The organism is Thalassospira sp., from assembly GCF_002709775.1.
Lineage (GTDB): Bacteria > Pseudomonadota > Alphaproteobacteria > Rhodospirillales > Thalassospiraceae > Thalassospira.
Map to the genome: position 1 here is coordinate 1 of NZ_PAQR01000027.1, position 18023 is coordinate 18023.

Here is an 18023-nt window from a genome sequence, read left to right on the forward strand (position 1 = left end):
ATTGGCTTTGCTCATAGCGGAATTGCCTCTTCTCAAAGTAGCTGGCGGGAAAGCAGGTTTTATTTACCCATGCAGCGGGTTTGAGTCAATCTGAACCCCTTTGTAAACCAAAGATTTCAGTGACAAATTGCCCCAACTGCCTCCGTTAAACTACGTAGGTTGACCTCTCAGACACCGTAAACACCCTGCGGGATGGGTGCTGCGAAAGACACGGGCCCTTCACATACGGCGTAACGTGCTTTTAGCAATCGCACAATTAGACCTTCTTACGCAAGGAAACTGCCTGCGGATCGGGTCTTATTTGTTGCTAACACTTATGAATGCGCATGCCACCGATCAAGATCAGGCGACCGCGCGGGCGGAAAATAGCCCGCATTCCCCGAACGATCCGTTAATCCGCCCGCCGTTTTCTGGCGATTCAGCGCGGAATCAACACCGTATAATCAAAATCAAGCAACACATCGGAATGATATTTGCCATCCGCACCTTTAAGCGGGAAGTCACTGGCCTGCCGATCGCGCACTGCAACAAGACGAAGACGCAGTGCGCCCAGATCACGCCGACCGGGCACTTCAAATTTGCCCAGAACCTCTGACCAGGCAAAGATCGTATCCCCGGCAAAGGCCGGATTGGCATGGGTGCCTGCATTGATCGCGGCAATCCGAAACGCATTGCCAAGCCCGTTAAATGACAGCGCCCGGCAAAGCGAAATGATATGCCCGCCATAAATAAGCCGCTTGCCAAACCGCCCGCCATTGGCCGCGACCTGATCGAAATGGACCTTGGCGGTGTTTTGATAAAGCCTGGTTGCAATCTGATGTTCGGCTTCTTCAAGGGTCATGCCATCAACATGATCAATCTTTTCGCCGACATAATAGTCATCCCAGCAATGCGGCGATCCCGCCAGCTGGGTTGAATAGGCCGATACATCCAGCCCGACCGGGATCTGGAACGCTTCGGGTGCCACAACACCGGGCAATTCCGGAAGGACCGTTTCAGGTGCCGGCGCGCTTTCATCGCGTTTACGCACCATGACCCAGCGATTGTAATCAAGCACCATCTCGCCGCGCTGATTGCGCCCGACGGAATTGACATAAACCACACCGGTCTTGCCGTTGGAGTTTTCCTTGATCCCGGTCACGGTGGATACCGAACTGACCGTATCGCCGGGATAAACCGGCACGCCAAACACACCGCCGGCATAACCCAGATTGGCCACCGCATTTAGCGACACATCAGGCACCGTCTTGCCAAACACCATGTGAAACGCCAGCAAATCATCCACCGGGGCTGCCTTATAGCCAATGCTTTGGGCAAACTCGTCAGACGACTGCACGGCAAAGCGCGGGCCATAAAGCCCGGTATAAAGTGCTACATCGCCGGTCGTGATCGTGCGTGGGGTGGCATGGCGGATTTCCTGTCCGATCTGGAAATCCTCAAAATAATTGCCCTGATTGGTCTTTGACATTCGATTGCCTCCCTGAAAGGCCGGATGATCCAAGAATTACCGATGCGCGCTGTTTTGGCTGTCTGTGATGCAGCCGGTTTGTTGCTGTTCTTGGCGCGCGCACCGTTTTGTCTGATGGTGGTCGGGCGCTTAGGCCCCGTCCATTTCCGCGATCAAATCTGCCATCGCGACCAGTTTCTTGGCCGACACCACATGGAGATTTTCAATCAGCTTGCCATCAACCACGACAACGCCCTTGCCCTCAGCACTGGCTTCTTCATGGGCGGCAATGATCTTGCGCGCCCAGTCGATCTCGGCCTCTGCCGGGGCAAAGGCCGCATTCGCCGCCGCAATGGTTTTGGGATGAATAAGCGTCTTGCCATCAAAGCCGAACTCGCACCCCTGCTTGCAGGACGCCTCAAACCCGGCATCATCAGACAGATCAAGATGCACACCATCAAGGATCGCAAGCCCATAGGCCCGTGCCGCCAACAGGCAAAGACCAAGACTGGTCACCATCGGCAGGCGGTCCGGCGTATGGGCACAGTTCAGATCCTTGGCAAGGTCCGATGTCCCCATGACAAACCCGCCAAGACGGGGATGGGCACCGGCAATTTCCTTGGCATTAAGCATCGCAAGCGGGGTTTCCATCATGCACCAGATGGTCATGCCTGCATGCGCGCCTTCGGCCTCCATGATATTGGCGACCTGACGCACGGTATCGGCACTTTCGACCTTGGGCAGCAGGATGGCATCGGCCGATGTTTTGGACGCCGCCACGATATCGGCATATCCCCACGGGGTATTCAGGCCATTGGTTCTGATCTGGATTTCACGCTTGCCATAACCGCCTTCGGCCAAAGCGCTCACAATCTGGTTGCGTGCGTTATCCTTGGCATCGGGTGCCACCGCATCCTCAAGATCCAGAATAAGCCCATCTGCCGGAAGCGTACGGCCCTTTTCAAGGGCACGCGCATTGGAACCCGGCATATACAAAACAGAGCGGCGCGGACGTGGGGCAGCAGCCATCAGGAATCTCCCGTTTGATAATATTCGTACAATATTTATATTTTATTTTTACGAAAATTACCCAAACTTGTTTTCCCCTGCAACCCAATTTTTGCGGTGCGGCATGATCATAGCCGCCGCACCATCTTCAATATCGCCTAAAATAGCAGCTTCGGGCTCAGTCCGGCAAAACCGCTGCTGGCATTTTCATCCTCGACCGTGACAATTGCACTGCGTCCGGCAACAAGGCGGACATCGTCGGGCACATGTTCAAGTTCGACCCGGACCGGAACGCGCTGTGCCAACCTAACCCAGCTGAAGGTCGGTTTGACCTGGGCAAGGCCCGCTGAACTGCCGGAACGCTCGCTATCCTGAATGCCGCTTGCAATGCTGACAACATGACCATAAAGCGGGCGGCTTTCGCCCATCAGCATCACCTGCACGCGATCACCGATCGCAATGCGCGGCAGTTTGTTTTCTTCGAAATACCCCGCAACATAGAACGAGCTGCTGTCAACAAGGGCGGCAATGGCACTGCCCGCCCCGACATAGGCGCCCCGACGCAGCGAAAAGTTGGTCACAACCCCATCGACCGGCGCCACCACACTGGTCCGCGACAGATCCAGTTCGGCCAGTGCCAGATCGGCACGCGCCAGATCCACATCGGCCTGCGCGGTCGCAAGATCGGTTTTGACCTGTTCCTTTTTCTGATCGGTGACAACGTCGCTATCAAGCCCGCTATAGCGGGTGACTTCGCGTTTGGCCTGATCGCGCGCGGCAATCGCGTTTTCAAGCTTGGCGCGTGCCTGATCGACCGCCACCTGATAGCGCGCCCGATCAATGGTAAACAGCACGTCACCCGCCTTGACCGGCTGGTTGTCGCCAACCAGAACCTCGGACACCAACCCGCCAATATCAGGCGCAATGGAAATCACATCGGCACTGACCCGGCCATCGCGCGTCCAGGGCTCGTTCATGTAGTAATCATAAAGATGCCATCCGCCCACACAGGCAATCAGCACAAGCAAGCTTGTGAATCCGATGCGCAGGCTTTTCAAAACGATATTTTTCATCACATCACCTATTTCAGAAAGACAGCCGAAAGCCCGGTCAGGATCAGCACATAAAGCGCAAGGTCGGTCAGCGCCGGATGGACGGTCATTTTGTAAAAACCGATCCGCGCCAGACCAAGATGGGTAACCTTCAGGCACCCCCATGCAGCAATTGCCAGAACCAGAAAGGTCGGGACATACAGGCCGTAAATGTTAAATGTCGGATTGATCATGCTGTTTCTCCCATGATCGTCGGCTGGGCCGGCAAGATGCCGCCACCCGTTTGTGTCTGCAGGCGCGGTGCGCCTGTTTTGGAAAGATTGCGGCGAAGCGCGACCAATGGCACCAGAAGCCGTTCGCGATCAGAACCCTCGGGGTCGGCCACCACCAACCGCAAAAGGTTGTCGACCTCCTCGACGATCCACGGATCAGGCAAGCGGTCCGGATCAATCAGGCGGGCCTCGAAATGCCGCGCGATGGACCGCAAAAGGACCTTGATGCGATTGGCAACCGGCTTGCTGGTAAACAGCGTCGCATTGCGCAAATCATAAAGGCAGGACGCAATCGTTGCTTCGGGCATGACCCGGATCAATGTATCGCGATGCTGCGGCGCCATGGCCAAACGCGGCAGGATAAGTCCCTGGCGATCCAGCAACCGGCGCACAAGGATCAGACGCCCATGGGCAAAGGATCCACGCGCAATCGCGGCAATATCCCGCCAGTTGGCCCGAACCAGACGCATGATCGATCGATCTGCTGGCACCACCCGGATAAAGGCGGTTGCAATTATCGCCGCACCAAAGCCCGCTAGCGATGCAACACCGCCGCCCAGAATGGTCTCGATATCGCTGCTATAGGTCGTATCAAGGTTGAGGATCATGACAAGGTTGACCACCATCGCCAGACCAAAGCCATACGTCGCCTGCGAGGTCATCAACACACCCAGCAAGATGCAATAAGGCGCAAATGACAGGGCAAGCAACGGGAAACCATCGATACCCGGCAGGATCGTCAGGTTGTAGAAAACAACCGCCCCAACAGCCATCGTGGTGTAACGGATAAAGCCCTTGAGTGCTGGCACCGGGTTATCAAGAAACGACATGATCGAACTGCCAACCGCTGCCATCATCGCCGCCGTGCCGCCTGCGGGCCATCCGGAAATAATCCAGAAGGCACACACCGCACTGATCGCGACTGCTGCGGCAATACCACTGCGCACCGCGCCATTGGCATCACGGTCCATGGCTTCCGACCCGGCGGTTGCCTGCCAGCGGTTCAAAACGTCACTGGGTGCGGAACCCGCACGAATGCCATCCCACAGAACCCGGCAATCATGATGGAAATCAAGCAACCGGTGCAGCCGATCACACAGATTAACCATCAAAAGCCCACCCCAGTCAGATGACTGGTCGATCTGATCGCGAAACGCGGTCACACGGTCATGCAGGCTGCATGTCAGGTCCGGGTCATGGGCGTCGCGATTGACGTGATCGATGATGTCATCACAAAGTGCGCGCAGTTCGGGCGGCAAGGTAACACCCTCTGCCGCAAGCGCCGTCAAACGGTCATGGACCGCATAACAAACCGGCAACAGGGACGCCATCGCACTTTGCAGCGCCTGCAATTCGCGTGTCCGCCCGGAAAAGCGCGACTTCTCATAGCCCAGATGCAAGGCCATGCCGTGCAACTCACCAAGGTCGGCGGCAATGCGCGCCCGGTCACGGTCCAGCTGATCGGCATCCATGCCCGCATCAAAGCTTTCCGTGACCAGCTTGGCGACATCCGCCATCCAGCCGTTGATTTGTGATGCGATCACCGGGCCGATATGGCGCGGCAAAATGATATGCCCGACCAGTGTGGCACAGAGAATACCCACCGTGATTTCCTGACAACGCGCAATCGCGGTCGGAAAGACCGACAGCGGATCGGTCACACTCGGAAAGCCGATCAGGGCCACAGTGTACCCCGCCAGCATCAGAACATAACTGCGCGGTGTACGATCAAGCCGTGCGAAGAACAGGCAAACGCCAACCCAGACGGCCAGAACAGCACTCAGCACGACCGGCGCATTGACCAGATTGGGCACCAGAATGATCGCGACCACCGCACCAAGCAAGGTGCCCAGCACGCGATAAACTGCCTTGGATGCCAGAACACCGGAAAACGGATGGGCCACGATATAAACCGTCGCCATCGACCAGACCGGGCGATCAAGATCAAAGGCCAGCGCAATATAAAGCGCCAACATCGATGCCCCGAATGTCTTGATCGAAAAGATCCAGTCTCCGGCTTTCGGCCGAAGGGCGAGAATATTTTGCAACATCTGCTGACCTCCGGCTTATTGCGACGTTTCGCGCATATCCAGCCGGTTCAGCAGTTCGCGCATGACATCAAGGGTGATATGAAGATTTTCCTCGGAAACATTGGCGGTCAGCTCGCCGCGTAGATCGCCGAGCAGGACTTCAATCTCGCTGGCTTTCGCGCGGCCCGCATCGGTCAGGGCGACCATCTTGGCCCGACGATCCCGCGGATCAGAAACACGCGACACAAATCCGTCGCGTTCAAGCTGATCAATAACGCGGACCAGTGACGGGCCTTCAACACCGATTTCCTCGGCAATCATGCCCTGACGAACCGCACCACCATTACGATGCAGAACAATCAACGGCATCGCCATGGTCTGCGAAAGTCCATGCGCCTGAAGGGTGCGATTGACCTCGCGCTGCCAGCAACGGGCGACGCGCATCAGGGCACTGCCAAGGGTTAGATAAGGGGTGTTTTGATCAATGTTTTCCATGGCACGAACCATAACAGAAAAATTAGATAGAATTCTAACTATTATAATCCTATCAGTTATGACGTCTGTGCATAGATGAAGCACTCCCGTATGCATATCTGCATAGGGATCATGGAAAATCAGAATAAAAACAGAAATATACGCCCTATTCCGGCGTGCCGAACAAACCGGTCATTAGCATGCTGGTCACCGATGGCACCTCATTGAGTGCCCGCCCATTGGCAAGAAACACCACCACTGTGTCCTGTTCCGGGAACCAGGAAAACTCGGCCGAATAGCCAAAATAGATCCCGTCATGGCCCCAAACCGGGCCCCAGTCACTTGCGCCGATCATCAGCCCATAGCCATAGGACCCGTCGCCGGCAAAGGCCGTATCGGTCGTTGCGCGCTCAAGCGCATTCGGACCAAGCAGAACTCCATTCACAAACAGCGCACGGGCAAATTTCACCATATCCTCGGCGGTCGAAATCACCCCGCCATCGGCCAGTTGATCGCCCACGTCATAATCCGTGACGTCTTCGAGCTGCCCGTCGCCATTGGCATCATCAAAACCGCGCGCCAGCGATGCCGGCCTTGGAAAACTGCCAAAGGATGTGTTGCTCATCTCGGCCGGGGCAAAAATCCGGCGACCAAACACGGCACTGATATGCGCGCCCTCGACCGCCTCGATCATCACGCCGAGCAGGATGAAATTGCTGTTGGAGGCCGCATAATTCGTGCCCGGGGCAAAATAGGCTTCCCGATCGGCAATCAGTGGCAGCAACTCGACATTGCGCCAACCATGCTGCGGGTCGCGCCCGACCAGCTCGAAAAAGAACTCGCCATCCAGATAATCGGGAATGCCCGAACTGTTGCGCAGCAAATCACGAATGGTGGCGCGATCGGCATTGGCAATGCGGTCGCGAAATTCCTTGGGCAGGTATGTGCCAATCGGATCGGCCAGATCAATCCGCTTTTCCGATGCCAGCTGCAAGGTAACCACAGCCGTCATCATCTTGGTCAGCGACCCGATATAAAACTGTCGATCCCGCGTCATTCCTGTCTCGGGCCGGACACTGGCATAGCCCGTGGCGGCATAGCGCACATTGCCCTCGCCATAGCCAATCGCCACCACCCCGCCCGGCAGACCGGCATGCTCGACATATTGCGACAGGAATTTTTCCAGCGGATCAGACGGTGCTTCCTTGGCACTTCCGCTTTGCGCCAATGCGAAATGGTTTGCTGACATGGCAAACGTCATTGCCACCGCCATCACCACCATCGCACGCGCGGGAATACGCCAGAATGCTGCGTTCAAATCGCTCTACTCATGTTGCCCAACCTTGCCCACCTTCGGGCAAATTGCTTTCCGCCCGGTTAATCCGGGCTTTGCTTGATCTGTTTGCGCCACCAATCAAGGGCATCGCGCAAGTCACCGGTCTTGACAGTAATGCTCGGCTCGCCGGTCTCTTCATAGACCGGCAGGATCTCGGTCTTGGCCGGTCGCACCTTAACCATGTAGGCATTCATGCCCATATCCCAAGCCTGTTGCCGGCCGGAAATCACATCGTCGATTTCGGAAAGGGCCTGTTCGCACCAGACCGGGGCCCGCTGAAAATCAAGGACAAGACAGGCGGCAATCCGATCATGCCCATCATCCCCGACAATTCTGCCAGGCCAATTCGGCTCAATAAAATCACCGCCTGCCATGTTTGACCTCACATCAAAAGATTACCGCAGCGGGAAGGCGGTGTTGATATTGCCGTTCCCGAGTGTTCCAAACGCGATATAGAACCGCGTTGTGGCATCATCGCCGACACAATGACCGCCCGCTGCCGGGTCCGGCCGGTTCAGGCCACACGATGCCCATCCGGGCGCGCCCGCCGGGCACGCTACCTGATTTGCATGCGCATACAGGATCGACTGAACGACCGCTGCCTCGGTGCAGCTATCAGGGAACATCGTCGAAAACTTCGTCGGGTTTGCCCCGTTCGGGTTTACCAACGTGACGTTCCCGCCATACACGCCATTGGCATTCGCGGGCTGATTAATCACGAAATTGGCGACCGTCGCCGGGTTCACGCCACCCGGGCGCGAATGGAACCCGGCCGCCGTGCCATTGGCCCGCACTTCGCCGCAGAAAACGTGATCGGCGTTAATCGGCGGAACCGTTGCCGTCCAATGCGGGTTTGCCGGGCACGCAACCTGTGCGGATGCCTGCGAAATGCCAACAAGACCAAGGGCGCAAAACGCCAAAGCCCCGAAGGCCGCGACATGGAAAAGCTTGGAAAGTTTCGTCATGAACGAACTCCTTTACTTTGTCCGATGCAGTTCCTGACCGCACCGAACAGCACGGCCATACTGCCAAGATCAGACGCAGCGTTCCAATTCATGTGAAGGCGATTTACGGCGCATTCAAAGCTGCGAAAATTCAAGCCCGATCCGAAGCGCCAGCACACTGGCCGGCTCAAAGCGCATCGGCACCCCGCCAAGCTTGCCGCCGTGCCATTGCGCCTTGGTCAGAACAAAGGCCCCAAGTGGCAAGGCATGACTGCCCCGGAAATTCACCAGGGCGCGGATTTCCTTGGGCTTGCGGATCGCCTCATCACGCCACAGGCAGTGATAGGCGAACAAAGGTGTGCCGGACCGGCGATCAAGAAACACAAACGGCACCTCATATTGCCCCCAACGGGCGTAATAGAGGCTTTCCATGCCAACGGATGAGGTCAGAAACTGCGTCTGGATCGCGGTTTCGGCAAGCCGCGTGATGGTGGCACTATCAGATGCCCGCCCGCCGATCAAGCCGGTGCGAAGCCCCGGATGGATCAGATGCACCTTGAACGCCACCGCGCGCTGGAAAGGTTTGGCATCCTGATCAACACGTTCAAGCCGGCGCACCAGCCAGGCACTTTCAAGATATTCAAGGTACCGACGCAGCGTGTTCTTGGCGATATCAAGCTCGCGCGCCAGCGTCTCGATCGAAAACTCCGAACCCGTGTTATAGGCCAGAAGCGAAAACAACCGATGCAGGTCCGAGGGGCTTGAAATGCCATGCAGGCCCGGCAAATCGGAATGCAGCGACCGATGAATGGCCCCGGCCTCGCCATTGGCGGCATGAAAACCGCCTTCGTTGATGTAATCCTCAAACAGGTCGTTGAGCTCCACCAAACCATCGGGCACATCGGCGGTATAGCGCCCGACATTGGGGGTTTCAGGCAAAACGTCACTTGGCGCAATACCCTTTTGCTCAAGATATTCGGCAAAGCTGAAGGGCGGTAAAAACAGGCTCTGGATATATTCCGCATTGTCACCCGCCGGGGCCAGCGCACTGACCGCGACCACGCGCAACATCGGATCGGCCGCCAAAAGCTTTACAAGGCTCGCCTCCCAATCGCGCTGATAGGATACCTCGTCGATAAACAGCCAAAGCGGATGATCGGCCGAGATCCCGCGCATGGAACGCAGCAATTTCGGCAAACGCGGCAAATCAATTTCCAGAAACAGCGGATGTTCAAGCGACACATAACAAACATGACGACGCGGCGTGTCATTGTTCAAAAGCTCGGCCACGGCCTGGCGCATCATCACGGTCTTGCCGACACCCCGCGGCCCGGTCAGAACCAGCGTCTTCTGGCCGTCATTCTTTTCAATCGCACCCCAGAACCGCTTGAAAAAGGCACGCTGCGGCAGACCCTGCACCTGATCATCGGTGACACCGTCCCACCACGGGTTATCAAGCATCAAACGATGCAGAAAATCCTGTTCCCCGGGATGCTCGATCATGGTCGCCATATGATGTTCCCCAAAACGCTGCCTGCCCTATAGCGCACTATATGGGCAATTTTCCCGACTTTGCCGGGAAAACCTTTAAATTAGGTATAGTGATAAACGCTATTTGGGAATTTTGCCGCAAAGAACTGCAAACAAAAAGAAAAACCGGACTTCCTAAGAAGTCCGGTTTGATGTTTGACGACGGCCCGTCGGGTCAAGACCCGTGCTAACGCGAGGGGGGATTGGGGAAAGCTGAAACCGTCGTCAATCTCGTCAATCTATGCCTGCCAAAGGCCTACGCCTTCGGCGCGTCCGACTTCTTGTCGGCATCATCGGCATTTTTGGCGGCGTCTTCGTCCTGCATCTTTTTGAATTCCGATGCGGTGTGATACTCGCCCGATGCGACGAAACCTTCCATTGAGCCGGTGCGCCGTTCCAGATCGTCAAACTGCTCGCGCAGCTCTTCCATCCAGCTTTCTTCATAATCAACGCCAACCGTCGGGCGTTCGTCCCCGGCATCCGGCTTGCTGTTGTTCTGACGTGCCGCACGTCCGGCGGATGTGCTTTGGCCAGCCCCACGCACCTTGCCGCGCAGGCCATCGAACCAGTCCGGATGATGGACATAGGCCCATGCCAGACCAAACAGCATCACGCCAACCGGGAAGCTGAAGATCAGAACCAGGATGAAGGCGATCAGCACCCCTTTGCGCGGAATGCCAAAGGCTTCTGAAATGCCGCGCGTGGTGCGCCCGATTACGCCATGGCGTTTCGATCCGTCGGCGTTATCGCCCGAGCCACATCCACAGCGCGCGCGTCTTTTGTGACTGCGCCCAAAACCGTCTCCGGCAGTAGCTTGCTGAGCAGTCATATCCTGTTCCTCCATTCGGCAACCTCGGCATCTAACAGGCGTTCAAGTGTTTCAACACGGGTTTCGAGTCGCTTGGCCCGCTGTTTCAGATCCGCCACGATTTCCTTTTCGCGGGCGGTCTGTTCCGGGCTTTGTGTGCGTTGCTCTGCCTTCATGCGCTTCCAGACCGTGATGTAGTGAAACACCACCCATACCGGGCCCACCACGGCGATTAAAACGATCAAGGGTACGGCAATCGCCCACATATTCGACATCTCGTTCTTTCAAACAGACCTGTGCCTCAAAACACATAAGCCCGTTACTTATTTGTCTTTCTTCGTGTCTTTTTTCACACGCGCTTTGAGTTCCTTGAGATCATCCTCGATCCCGAGCTCCGCCTCAAGGTCTTCAAACTGCTCTTCGAGGCTCTGGCCACGGCCAAGCTCCCAGGAGTCCGCGTTGGCTTCAAGCTCGTCAATCCGGCGTTCCATCTGCTCATAGCGCAGAAGTGCTTCATCGATCTGACCGGAATGCAGCTTTTCTTTCATTTTGACACGCTTTTCAGCCGTCTGCATGCGGATTTCAACCGTACGCTGTTTGGCCTTGGCTTCATTCAGCTTGTTCTGAAGCTTGTTGAGGTCCTCGTCATACTTGCCAAGGGTTTCCTCGATCACTTCAAGCTCGCGCTCAAGCACAAGGCTCTGATCGGCCAGACGACGGCGCGCCATCAGCGCCCCCTTGGCCAGATCATCACGGCCCTTGGAAACGGCAAACTCTGCCTTGGTATCCCATTCGACCTGACCGTCATGAAGCTTACGCAGCTTGCGCTCGACTTCTTTCTTATCGGCAATCGCCTTGACGGCAGCAGACCGGACCTCAACCAGGGTGTCTTCCATTTCCTGGATCATCAACCGCACCATTTTCTCCGGATCTTCGGCACGATCCAGCAGCGAGTTGATGTTGGCATTTACGATATCGGACAAACGCGAAAACACGCCCATTGTCTGATCTCCTTATTCATTCGGGGGACGTACAAATTCTGATCTCTCTATCTCAAGAACCGTGCCAGTTTTGAAAACACCCAAAATCAATGACTTAACAAATCATCAGACTTTTTAAGTAACTTTTATCGCGACAATATTGTCGTTTTTCGATAACGTTTTTCGCGAAATGGATAGCTTGCAACCGATATTGGGCGAAGACCCCGTTTTTCTGGCCGCCCTTGAACATGTTTCACGTCTGGCGCCGATTGAACGCCCCTGTCTGGTGATTGGTGAACGCGGCTCGGGCAAGGAACTGATTGCTGCCCGCCTGCACTATCTGTCGCGCCGCTGGGGCGGCCCGCTGGTCAAGGTCAATTGCGCCGCCCTGACGGAAAGCCTGCTTGATACCGAACTGTTCGGCCACGAGGCTGGCGCATTTACCGGGGCAACCAAACGCCATGTCGGGCGGTTCGAACGTGCGCATGGCGGCACCATCATTCTTGATGAAATCGCCACCGCCAGCCCGGTGGTGCAGGAAAAGCTTCTGCGTGTGGTTGAGTATGGCGAGATTGAACGTGTTGGCGGCTCCGAGGTCATCGAAGTCGACACCCGCGTCATTGGTGTGACAAATGAAAATCTCCGCGAACTGGCCAAAACCAACAAGTTCCGCGCCGATTTGCTCGATCGCCTTGCCTTTGACGTCATCGCCGTACCGCCGCTCCGCCAAAGGTCTGATGATATCCTTTTGCTCGCCGAACAGTTCGCGCTTGAGATGACCAAACGTCTGGGCCGCAGCGTTTTTCCCGGTTTCTCAAGACATGCCGCCGAACAACTGCTCCGCCACCCCTGGCCCGGCAATATCCGCGAACTGCGCAACGCGGTCGAACGCAGCATTTACCTCACTGAAGACGACGAAACCCCGCTCGCCCACATCACCCTTGATCCGTTTGAGGACATCTGGTCAGAAACCGAAAACAGCACAACCAGCCAACCCGGCGTGATTGAAACGCCCGAACCCGACAGCGCCCCGGACGGCAACATCGACTTCAAATCCCAAGTCGCCAATTTCGAAATCAAATTGCTGCAACAGGCCCTGCGCCAAAACGCCAACAACCAGACCGAAGCCGCCAAATCCCTTCACCTGAACTACCACCAGTTTCGCCGCCTGATTGAAAAGCACGGCCTTTCGCAGCACCGTTGAATTCTGAAATCTGTCAGAATCTGACACTATCTGACAATCAATGATTTTCTTATTGCGGCGCAACACACTTATAGGTTTAGCTGAGCTATAAAACTCAATATTTCCTGTAGGTTACACCGCCATGCCATCGGCCCTTTTCGCCTCCAAATTATGCCATTTTGTCCGCAAATCAGCACAGACTGGCATGCTCGCCGCACTCGGACTTGCCGGACTGCAATCAACAGCGTCCGCCGAAGAATGGCTGCTTACGCCATACCTGCGGGCTGATCTGGGCTATTCCAGCACGATTGATGATGATGCTGATTCGGTTGATAGCGCCATACGTGATACATGGGACACCGACCCACATGCAGGTACGCGATATCAGGTCGGTGCCGGATTGAAGCTCAACAGCTACCTTCGAACCGATCTGACAATTTCATATCGCGATAACATGGCAAATATGGACTCTGTCACCTTCGACAACGGCGCTGGTTCAACACGCCTGCTTGACTCGGGTCGCCACAACACATCCAATGTCACGACGATGTTGGCCGGGTATGTCGATCCCTTTGCCGCTTTTGGTATGAACACCGGCGCCTTTTCCCCCTACATCCAAGCAGGCATTGGCTGGGCGCATAACAGCACGAAATCCGCACATATTACGGGCCTCACAACTGTGATTGATGGGGCGCAACATGATGATGTCGCATGGCAGGTCGGCGCTGGCTTGAACTACGCACTAACCGATCATTGGAAGATCGATTTTTCCTACCGCTATATCAATATGGGTGAAGCGCGCGCCAGCAAACATTTTTCAAGAAGTGGCCTCCCAAACGGCAGACAACTGCGGGAGTTACGCTACGATCTGCATGCGCACGAAGTCATGCTCGGCCTGCAATATCAGTTCTGATCAAGCCAAACGGCGACATCCTGAAATCACCTGATCTATGCAGACACCCCGGACCACGATATTCTCGCGGTTCGGGGTGTTTTGTTTTGGCATGTCCACGGATTCAGGATTACACGCGATGTACCAGCCAAGAACACCGAACTACCAAAAAAGTGACCCGGTGATGCGCTGGAACTTGCCAGATCGCGTGTTCTTTGCCTGCGGTGCCTGCCATATCCTTGCCCACGCGTTTCTCATGCGTTACGGCACCGATGACATGACGCCTTTATGGTTTCACCCGAATAAGGGCTTTACTGGCAATCATATTATCATTGCCTGGGATGACTGGATTTTCGACTATCACGGCTATAGCCATCGCCAGACATTCATCGATCACTGTTTTAGCCGCGCACGCCAACGTTGGGCAAACTGGGATGCAGAGATTAAACCAATCCCGCGCGACGTATTGATTTCCGAAGAAAAATCACGGCAAATCGACGGGCTATGGCTGCGCGAACCAAAACAATTTCTGCACGATGCCTTACCGCGTGCCGAACGCTTTCTTGATCGCTTTGCAGCGCCACCCCAAACCCCGCCCTTCGGAGCACCCCAAAATGAACACGACCCATTCGCCGCAAATCCCACTCCGCGCCGTTTTCATGCGCGGCGGCACCAGTCGGGCACTGTTTTTCCGGGCTGAGGATTTGCCGCCTGCGGGTCCGGCGCGCGATTCCATGATCCTGAGCGCCATGGGCAGTCCTGATCCGAACAAGCGCCAGCTTGATGGCATGGGGGCCGGGACGTCTTCGACCTCGAAAATCGCCATCATTGCCAAATCAAACCACGAAGATGCCGATATCGATTACACCTTCGGGCAGGTTTCGGTGGATGCCCCGGTGATCAGTTACAAGGGCAATTGCGGCAATATCTCCTCTGCCGTCGGGCCGTATGCAGTTGAGGAAGGGTTGGTTGAAACATCAGACGATCAGGCAACGGTGCGCATCCACAACACCAATACCGGCAAGATCATCGTCGCCAGATTTGCCCTGCAAAACGGCTTGCCGAAACTCGACGGCGATTTTGCCCTGGATGGTGTGGCCGGCACGGCCGCCCCGATTGCGCTTTCCTTCCTGGCACCGGGCGGATCAAGCACCGGCAAGACGCTTCCGACCGGCAAGGCGCGTGAGGTTCTCGAGACCGATGGCTTTGGTGCCATTGAGGTCTCGCTGGTCGATGTCAGCAACCCGATTGCCTGCATCCATGCGCAAAGCCTTGACCTGACCGGGCGCGAAAGCCCGGCCGAGATCACCGAAACGCCGGGTCTTTTGGACAAGATCGAAACCATCCGCATTGCCGCTGCCGTTCGCATGGGGATTTGCAGCCTTGTGGAGGCCCAGACCACAATGCGCAACCTGCCGCAAATCGCCATCGTTTCCGCCCCGACTGATCAGGACAGCCCGGCCACCAATATCGTGCTTCGGATGATTTCGACCGGACAGGCCCACGCATCCAGTCCGATCACGGGTGGGATGTGTCTGGCCGCCATCATGAAACTGCCGGGCTCCGTCGCCCATGAGTTGGCGCGTGCCAATAATGATGCCAGTCAGCCGCTTACCATCGCGCATCCGTCCGGCACACTGGCCCTGGATGCCGATATCAGCGGCAGCACGGTCGACGATTTCTCTGTTAACGCCGTCACGGTGTTTCGCACCGCGCGGCGTTTGATGCAGGGCGAGGTCATGGTGCCCCGCCACCGCATTTCGGACGATGCGGAGGGTTAATCCGCCAGCGCCCGCGCAATTACCATGCGCTGGATATCAGATGTGCCTTCATAAATCTGGCAAACCCGGACATCGCGATAGATGCGCTCGACCGGGAAGTCCTTGAGATAGCCATAGCCGCCGTGGATCTGGATCGCGGCAGAGCAGACTTCCTCGGCAATTTCGGATGCAAACATCTTGGCCATGCAGGCCTCGGTCAGGCAGGGTTTGTGATCATCGCGCAAGGCAGCGGCTCGATGAACAAGCAACCGTGCCGCATCAATCTTGGTCGCCATATCGGCCAAACGGAACGCCACCGCCTGATGATCAATGATCTTTTTGCCAAAGGTTTCGCGCTCGTTGGCGTAATCCTTGGCAGCCTCGAACGCGGCACGCGCCATGCCGACCGACTGGGCGGCAATGCCGATGCGCCCGCCTTCAAGATTGGCCAGCGCGATCTTGTAGCCCTGCCCTTCTTCACCCAGCATATTTTCAGCTGGCACCCGGCATTCAACAAAGGTGATCTGGCAGGTGTCAGAGGCATTCTGACCAAGCTTTTCCTCAACCCGGGAAACGACATAACCCGGCGTATCGGTCGGCACGATAAAGGCGGAAATACCGCGCTTGCCCGCTTCCGGATCGGTCACGGCAAAGACGATCGCAACGTCGCCCTCGGACCCCGATGTGATGAATTGCTTCGCACCGTTCAGGATCCAGTGGTCACCATCGCGGACCGCGCGGGTGCGCAGCGCACTGGCATCCGATCCGGCCTGCGGTTCGGTCAGGCAAAAGGCCCCGATCTTTTCACCGCGCGCCATGGGCACGAGAAATTCCTGTTTCTGTGCCTCTGTCCCGAATTTCAGGATCGGCATGCAGCCGACAGAGTTATGCACCGACATGATGGTCGAGGTTGCGCCGTCACCCGCGGCAATTTCTTCGAGTGCCAGGGCATAGGCGACATGATCCATGCCCGCCCCGCCATACTCGTCAGGCACCAGCATGCCGAGAAAGCCAAGCTCACCCAGCCCGGCGATGGCTTCTGCCGGGAAGGTGTGGTGGATGTCCCATTTTGCGGCATTGGGTTTGAGTTCGTTTTCGGCAAACTCACGCGCGGTATCGCGCACCATAATCTGATGTTCTTCCAACCGCATGACGGTCATCCTCCCACTGTGCGTTCTGCGGGCGATGTCCGGCCATGCGATCAGAAAACAGGTTTGATCAGACCGGGCTTATTCTTCGCCCTGAACAAATTTGTCCTGCTCGGCATCAAAGCGCCACAGGATCCCTTCTTTCATGCCGTACCACCAGCCATGCAGCTTGAGGTCACCGGCTTCAACCCGTTCCTTGACGAACGGGAAGCTCATCAGGTTTTGCAGCGAGTTACGGATCGAATGGCGCGATACCTTGTCGGCATCCGGGCCATGTTCGAGACAGCATTTCGCAATGCTCACCCACTCGCCGATAAAGTCACGATCCGGCACCTTGCCGGTTTCGCCATGTTCGACCAGGGCCTGCATGCCGCCACAAGCCGAATGGCCGAGAATGACGATGTCCTTGACCTTGAGATCGCGCACCGCAAATTCGATTGCCGAAGACGTCCCGTGATAGTTTTCATCGGGCTCATAGGGCGGAACAAGGTTTGCCACGTTGCGAATGACAAACATCTCGCCCGGTTCGGCATTGGTGAGAATGGCCGGATCAACGCGGGAATCAGAACAGGCAATCAGAAGAACTTCCGGTCGCTGGCCCATATTGACCAGATCTTCGACGCGCTCCGGGCGCTGATCATAATACATCGCCTTGAAGCTCTTGAACCCGGCAAGCATCCGATCAACGGTTGGCTTTGACATCTCGCGAAGTCCCCTATTCTGTATGACGCTGTCGACAAAATAGGACCAAATTGCCCAAGTTGATAGCCCTCATTCACACCTTTTGAATCGTTCTAAACGTGCGATCTCCTTTGTTTTGGTCCCAACAAAACCCTGACGTTTCTAGAAGCGGTCCGCACGCAGTACCTGACAATCGCTAATTGTGACAACGCCGATATGGCGGTCCACCACCTCGAATGCAGCTTCCAACATCCGGTCCAGTTTCTCGGGCCGGATAATGCAGATGACCTGAACCATCCCGCCGCCGCGCGATATGGTGTCATCGCGGCTCCAATTGCCTGACCGTCCCGAACCGCCAAGGACTGGCAAAACCGAAAAGCCGGTCACACCCGCCCCTTCAAGCGCCTGACGCAGGCGGCTTTCCATGATGGCTTCGATAATGATCGCAACCCGTTTGGCATCATGCTTTTCCATGGGA

Annotated in this window: 20 protein-coding genes; 4 read left to right on the forward strand and 16 right to left on the reverse strand. The window is 56.3% G+C overall.

Features of this window, described 5'->3' with window-relative positions:
- Positions 1 to 418: 418 nt before the first annotated feature.
- The 13 genes from CMO10_RS10795 to pspA all read right to left on the reverse strand — a co-directional run bounded on the left by CMO10_RS10795 (position 419) and on the right by pspA (position 11902).
- On the reverse strand, positions 419 to 1468 hold the full coding sequence (locus tag CMO10_RS10795; RefSeq protein ID WP_297021792.1) for a MaoC family dehydratase: 1050 nt from the start codon (positions 1466 to 1468) through the stop codon (positions 419 to 421).
- Between the two features lie 129 nt (positions 1469 to 1597).
- Positions 1598 to 2476, reverse strand: coding sequence for an HpcH/HpaI aldolase/citrate lyase family protein (locus tag CMO10_RS10800; protein ID WP_297021795.1), 879 nt, complete (start codon positions 2474 to 2476; stop codon positions 1598 to 1600).
- Between the two features lie 137 nt (positions 2477 to 2613).
- Positions 2614 to 3528 (reverse strand): efflux RND transporter periplasmic adaptor subunit, encoded by a 915-nt coding sequence (locus CMO10_RS10805; RefSeq protein WP_297021798.1) that lies wholly within the window; start codon positions 3526 to 3528, stop codon positions 2614 to 2616.
- A gap of 8 nt (positions 3529 to 3536) precedes the next feature.
- A complete protein-coding gene (locus tag CMO10_RS10810; protein ID WP_297021801.1) occupies positions 3537 to 3740 on the reverse strand; it encodes a DUF1656 domain-containing protein in 204 nt (67 codons plus the stop codon).
- The gene (locus tag CMO10_RS10815; RefSeq protein ID WP_297021804.1) at positions 3737 to 5830 is read right to left on the reverse strand and encodes an FUSC family protein; all 2094 of its coding nucleotides are present in this window, start codon (positions 5828 to 5830) and stop codon (positions 3737 to 3739) included. Before CMO10_RS10815 ends, CMO10_RS10810 begins: the two co-directional genes overlap by 4 nt.
- A 15-nt stretch (positions 5831 to 5845) precedes the next feature.
- Positions 5846 to 6304, reverse strand: coding sequence for a MarR family winged helix-turn-helix transcriptional regulator (locus CMO10_RS10820; RefSeq protein WP_297021807.1), 459 nt, complete (start codon positions 6302 to 6304; stop codon positions 5846 to 5848).
- A 145-nt stretch (positions 6305 to 6449) separates the two neighbouring features.
- On the reverse strand, positions 6450 to 7601 hold the full coding sequence (locus CMO10_RS10825) for a serine hydrolase domain-containing protein (RefSeq protein WP_297021810.1): 1152 nt from the start codon (positions 7599 to 7601) through the stop codon (positions 6450 to 6452).
- Positions 7602 to 7660: 59 nt separating this feature from the next.
- Positions 7661 to 7993 carry a hypothetical protein gene (locus CMO10_RS10830; RefSeq protein WP_297021812.1) on the reverse strand — a complete coding sequence of 111 codons (333 nt, stop codon included), beginning with the start codon at positions 7991 to 7993 and terminating at the stop codon, positions 7661 to 7663.
- 21 nt (positions 7994 to 8014) lie between these two features.
- A complete protein-coding gene (locus tag CMO10_RS10835) occupies positions 8015 to 8584 on the reverse strand; it encodes an EndoU domain-containing protein (RefSeq protein ID WP_297021814.1) in 570 nt (189 codons plus the stop codon).
- A gap of 114 nt (positions 8585 to 8698) precedes the next feature.
- Positions 8699 to 10075, reverse strand: a complete 1377-nt coding sequence (locus tag CMO10_RS10840; RefSeq protein ID WP_297021816.1) for an ATP-binding protein — start codon at positions 10073 to 10075, stop codon at positions 8699 to 8701.
- Between the two features lie 274 nt (positions 10076 to 10349).
- Positions 10350 to 10922, reverse strand: coding sequence for a hypothetical protein (locus CMO10_RS10845; protein WP_297021818.1), 573 nt, complete (start codon positions 10920 to 10922; stop codon positions 10350 to 10352).
- A complete protein-coding gene (gene pspB, locus CMO10_RS10850; protein ID WP_235285114.1) occupies positions 10919 to 11176 on the reverse strand; it encodes an envelope stress response membrane protein PspB in 258 nt (85 codons plus the stop codon). Before pspB ends, CMO10_RS10845 begins: the two co-directional genes overlap by 4 nt.
- A 48-nt stretch (positions 11177 to 11224) precedes the next feature.
- Positions 11225 to 11902, reverse strand: a complete 678-nt coding sequence (pspA, locus tag CMO10_RS10855) for a phage shock protein PspA (protein WP_297021820.1) — start codon at positions 11900 to 11902, stop codon at positions 11225 to 11227.
- Positions 11903 to 12071: 169 nt separating this feature from the next.
- Here pspA and pspF point away from each other — a divergent pair, with 169 nt between their 5' ends.
- The 4 genes from pspF (at position 12072) to CMO10_RS10875 (ending at position 15737) form a co-directional block, all read left to right on the forward strand.
- Positions 12072 to 13085 carry a phage shock protein operon transcriptional activator gene (pspF, locus tag CMO10_RS10860; protein ID WP_297021821.1) on the forward strand — a complete coding sequence of 338 codons (1014 nt, stop codon included), beginning with the start codon at positions 12072 to 12074 and terminating at the stop codon, positions 13083 to 13085.
- Between the two features lie 121 nt (positions 13086 to 13206).
- On the forward strand, positions 13207 to 13977 hold the full coding sequence (locus CMO10_RS10865; protein ID WP_297021822.1) for an outer membrane protein: 771 nt from the start codon (positions 13207 to 13209) through the stop codon (positions 13975 to 13977).
- Between the two features lie 118 nt (positions 13978 to 14095).
- Positions 14096 to 14656, forward strand: a complete 561-nt coding sequence (locus tag CMO10_RS10870) for a hypothetical protein (RefSeq protein ID WP_297021823.1) — start codon at positions 14096 to 14098, stop codon at positions 14654 to 14656.
- A complete protein-coding gene (locus CMO10_RS10875; RefSeq protein WP_297021824.1) occupies positions 14571 to 15737 on the forward strand; it encodes a 2-methylaconitate cis-trans isomerase PrpF family protein in 1167 nt (388 codons plus the stop codon). The genes CMO10_RS10870 and CMO10_RS10875 overlap by 86 nt, the downstream gene beginning before the upstream one ends.
- On the opposite strand, the gene CMO10_RS10880 is transcribed toward CMO10_RS10875, so the two are convergent.
- The 3 genes from CMO10_RS10880 to CMO10_RS10890 form a co-directional block, all read right to left on the reverse strand.
- Positions 15734 to 16867, reverse strand: coding sequence for an acyl-CoA dehydrogenase (locus CMO10_RS10880; protein WP_297021827.1), 1134 nt, complete (start codon positions 16865 to 16867; stop codon positions 15734 to 15736). The two genes, CMO10_RS10875 and CMO10_RS10880, sit on opposite strands and share 4 nt — an antisense overlap.
- Before the next feature lie 78 nt (positions 16868 to 16945).
- Entirely contained in the window at positions 16946 to 17566 is a 621-nt protein-coding gene (locus tag CMO10_RS10885) for a carbonic anhydrase (protein ID WP_297021832.1), read from the reverse strand.
- Positions 17567 to 17707: 141 nt separating this feature from the next.
- Complete coding sequence (locus CMO10_RS10890; protein ID WP_044829673.1) at positions 17708 to 18019, reverse strand: P-II family nitrogen regulator; 312 nt, start codon at positions 18017 to 18019, stop codon at positions 17708 to 17710.
- Positions 18020 to 18023: the final 4 nt, after the last annotated feature.